The sequence below is a fragment of the Polaromonas sp. P1_G4 genome (assembly GCF_056405475.1).
In genome coordinates this window covers 1-3,357 of record NZ_JBFUCA010000474.1, presented here as the reverse complement: position 1 = coordinate 3,357, position 3,357 = coordinate 1, and the positions used below count along the sequence as shown (strand labels likewise).

At 62.1% G+C, this 3,357-nt stretch carries 4 protein-coding genes; all 4 read left to right on the top strand.

The window, feature by feature from the left end; all coding sequences use genetic code 11:
- On the top strand, positions 1-120 hold a 120-nt coding region (locus tag AC1D1X_RS19000; RefSeq protein ID WP_477698894.1), incomplete at its 5' end, for a class I SAM-dependent methyltransferase.
- Positions 121-159: 39 nt separating this feature from the next.
- The gene (locus AC1D1X_RS18995; protein ID WP_477698893.1) at positions 160-1,149 is read left to right on the top strand and encodes a Tim44 domain-containing protein; all 990 of its coding nucleotides are present in this window, start codon (positions 160-162) and stop codon (positions 1,147-1,149) included.
- Positions 1,150-1,313: 164 nt separating this feature from the next.
- On the top strand, positions 1,314-1,946 hold the full coding sequence (locus AC1D1X_RS18990; protein ID WP_477669820.1) for a hypothetical protein: 633 nt from the start codon (positions 1,314-1,316) through the stop codon (positions 1,944-1,946).
- Positions 1,943-3,357, top strand: a 1,415-nt coding sequence (ubiB, locus tag AC1D1X_RS18985) for a ubiquinone biosynthesis regulatory protein kinase UbiB (protein ID WP_477698892.1), incomplete at its 3' end; no start/stop codon positions are given. The genes AC1D1X_RS18990 and ubiB, both read left to right, overlap by 4 nt.

The following is a 3,357-nucleotide window of genomic DNA, read 5'->3' as shown; positions in this document are numbered from 1 at the left end:
CGCATGCACCCCGGCCAGGACGAACTGAAAGCCCTTATGCATAAAAGTGGTTTCGGCCATGTGGACTATCACAACATGACAGGCGGAGTTGTGGCATTGCATGTTGGAATCAAGTGTTGAAAAGTCAAACGGCCTCAAAACCGTGATCAAGGAGACGATATGAAAATCTGGTCGGCAATTTTTTCCGCAGCGCTTGCGTTAACCCTGACTTTGGGGGGAACGGTTGCTGACGCCAAACGACTGGGCGGTGGTTCGTCATTTGGCAAGCAGTCGTCCAACGTGACCAAGCGTGAGGCGGCGCCTGGTGGTGCCAATGCCGCCAAACCGGCAGCCCCTGCGGCAACGCCGGCGCCTGTTGCGCCCAAAAAACCCTGGGGCGCCATGCTGGGCGGCCTGGCCGCAGGTCTGGGCCTGGCCTGGCTGGCTTCATCGCTGGGCCTGGGCGGCGCCTTCGGCCAGATCATCATGTTTGCCTTGCTGGCGCTGGTGGTCATGCTGGTGATCGGCTTCATCATGCGCAAATTCAAGGGCGGAGCGGCTGGCGCGCAAGGCTCTGCGCCCGGGCAGGCGCCTTTTGCCTTCCAGGGTGCGGGCAACGCCACCACCCCCAAGAACTACAGCCCTGAGAACGTCGGCAACGATGCATCCGCGCGCCCTTGGGAACGCAGTAGCATGGCTTTTGATGCCAACAAATACGATGCGGCAGCGCCCGCAGGCGGTTCCATGATCGGCTCGGCCTTGCTGGGTGTGCAGTCCTGGGGCGTTCCGGCCGGTTTTGACGCCGAAGGCTTCCTCAAGGCCAGCAAGGCCAACTTCGTCACGCTGCAGGATGCCTGGGACCGCTCCGACATCCAGAACCTGCGCGCCATGATGACGGACGACATGCTCGAGCAGATCAAGACCCAGCTTGCCGACCGCGAATCGCATACCGGCGGCCAGGTCAACAAGACCGAGGTCGTGATGCTGGATGCGCAATTGCTGGGCATCGAGGAACTGAGCGATGTCTACATGGCCAGCGTGGAGTTTTCCGGCATGATCCGCGAAGACGCCTCCGCAGGCGCCAGCCCCTTCCGCGAAGTCTGGAACATGACCAAGCCACGCAGCGRCGGCAGCGGCTGGCTGGTCGCCGGTGTACAGGCTCTCCAATAACCCCCGTCCAGGCTCACTTCATGTAGCCTGTTCCCCCCTTTCAGGGGGCGGCGCCTGCGGCCCGGCAAAGCCGGTTCCGCGGCGCCTGCTGGTGAAATACTCTTTCCACTGGGTTACGCCACGAAGTGCGTGACCGTGGGGGCCATGTCAGAATCGGGGGACGTATGAATACCACGTCCCCTTTTTCATTTCTGGAATCCATTGCCACCCGCTTTCAGCCGCCCGCCTGGGTGGTGGATGAGGGGCAGCAACGGCTGGTGCTCTTCCTGAACCATGTCCTGATGCAGGAAAAGCAGGCGCAGGACCGTCTGCTGCGGCAAAAGGGGCGCGTGGTGCATCTGCGCTGGGGCCTGTTTGCGATTGACCTGGTGGTTACACCGGCGGGCCTGGTGGACCGGGCCCAGCCTGCTGCCAAGCCGGACCTGCTGCTGGCTGTGGCTACTGAATCGCCGCTGACCGTGATGCAGTCTGTGCTGGCCGGCAAGCCGCCGCCGGTGAAAATCGAGGGTGACGTGCAGTTGGCCGCCGAACTGGGCTGGCTGGCTGAAAACCTGCGCTGGGATGCCGAAGAGGACCTTTCGCGGCTGATCGGTGACGCTCCTGCACATGCAGTGGCCGACGCCGGGCGGCGAATTTTTGCGGGGCTCAAGCAGTTTTTGGCAAGTACACCTCTTGCGTCGGTTCCTCCTTCCTCTGCGGCAGCAACCACCGGTGCCCAACCCCCTGAAACGGCGCCCAAGGCGGGTCCTTCTGCGACAGGCGGCGATGCCGAGCCAGTGAAAGCACCTGCTGCATGAGTCGCCTCTTCCGAGGTGTTTTTATCGTCTGGACCGTGCTCCGGTTTGGCCTGGATGAGCTGGTGCTCTCCAGTTTCGAGCGTCCCTGGATCCGTTTGCTGACCCGCATCGTTTCGCTGGGCCGCAACCTGAAGGCACCGCGCGGCGAGCGCCTGCGCGAAGCGCTTGAAAGCCTGGGGCCCATCTTTGTCAAGTTCGGCCAGGTGATGTCGACACGGCGCGACCTGCTTCCGCCCGACATCGCCGACGAGCTTGCGCGCCTGCAGGACCGGGTGCCGCCTTTTGAGTCCGCCGTCGCCGTCGCCATCATCGAAAAAGCCTTTGGCCGGCCGCTGGACCGCATCTTTGCCAGCTTCGAACAAATCCCCGTAGCTAGCGCCTCGATTGCCCAGGTGCACTTCGCCATCTTGCCAAGTGGCCGCGAAGTGGCCGTCAAGGTGCTGCGGCCCAATATGCTGCCGGCGATCGAGAAAGACCTGGCGCTGATGCACATGATGGCCGGCTGGGTGGAAGGCGCGTCGGCTGATGGCAAACGCCTCAAGCCCCGCGAGGTAGTGGCCGAATTCGACAAATACCTGCACGACGAGCTGGACCTTCTGCGTGAGGCGGCCAATGCGGCCCAGCTGCGCCGCAACATGCAAAACCTTGACCTGGTGATGATCCCTGAAATGGTCTGGGACTTCTGCATGCCCGACGTCATGGTGATGGAGCGCATGAAAGGCGTTCCCATCAGCCAGGCCCAGCGCCTGCGCGATGCCGGTGTCGACATGAAAAAACTGGCGCGCGACGGCGTCACCATCTTCTTCACCCAGGTATTCCGCGACGGTTTCTTCCATGCCGACATGCATCCCGGCAATATCCAGGTCAGTCTGGCGCCGGAAACATTCGGCCGCTACATCTCGCTGGACTTCGGAATCGTGGGCACCCTGACCGAGGTTGACAAGGAATACCTCGCACAGAATTTCAGCGCGTTTTTCCAGCGCGACTACAAACGGGTGGCCGAGTTGCACCTGGAATCCGGCTGGGTTCCGCCCGAGACTCGGGTGGACGAACTGGAAGCCGCCATTCGTGCGTGCTGCGAACCCTACTTTGATCGGCCGCTCAGGGAAATTTCGTTGGGGCTGGTGCTGATGCGTCTGTTTCAGACCTCGCGCCGTTTCCATGTCGAAATCCAGCCCCAGCTGGTGCTGCTGCAAAAAACCCTGTTGAACATCGAGGGACTGGGGCGTGAGCTGGACCCCGACCTGGACCTCTGGAGCACCGCCAAGCCTTTTCTCGAGAAATGGATGCTCGAGCAGGTGGGCCCGGAAAAATTGCTGGCGCAGCTCAAGGCGGAGGCGCCTGCTTATGCCAAGCTGCTACCCGGTTTGCCGCGCCTGCTGTCCCAGTACCTGAAATCACCCCCTGGAAT

Coding starts and splice junctions, on each gene's coding strand:
- AC1D1X_RS18990 (WP_477669820.1), top strand. CDS start 1,314: ATGAATACCACGTCCCCTTTTTCATTTCTGGAATCCATTGCCACCCGC.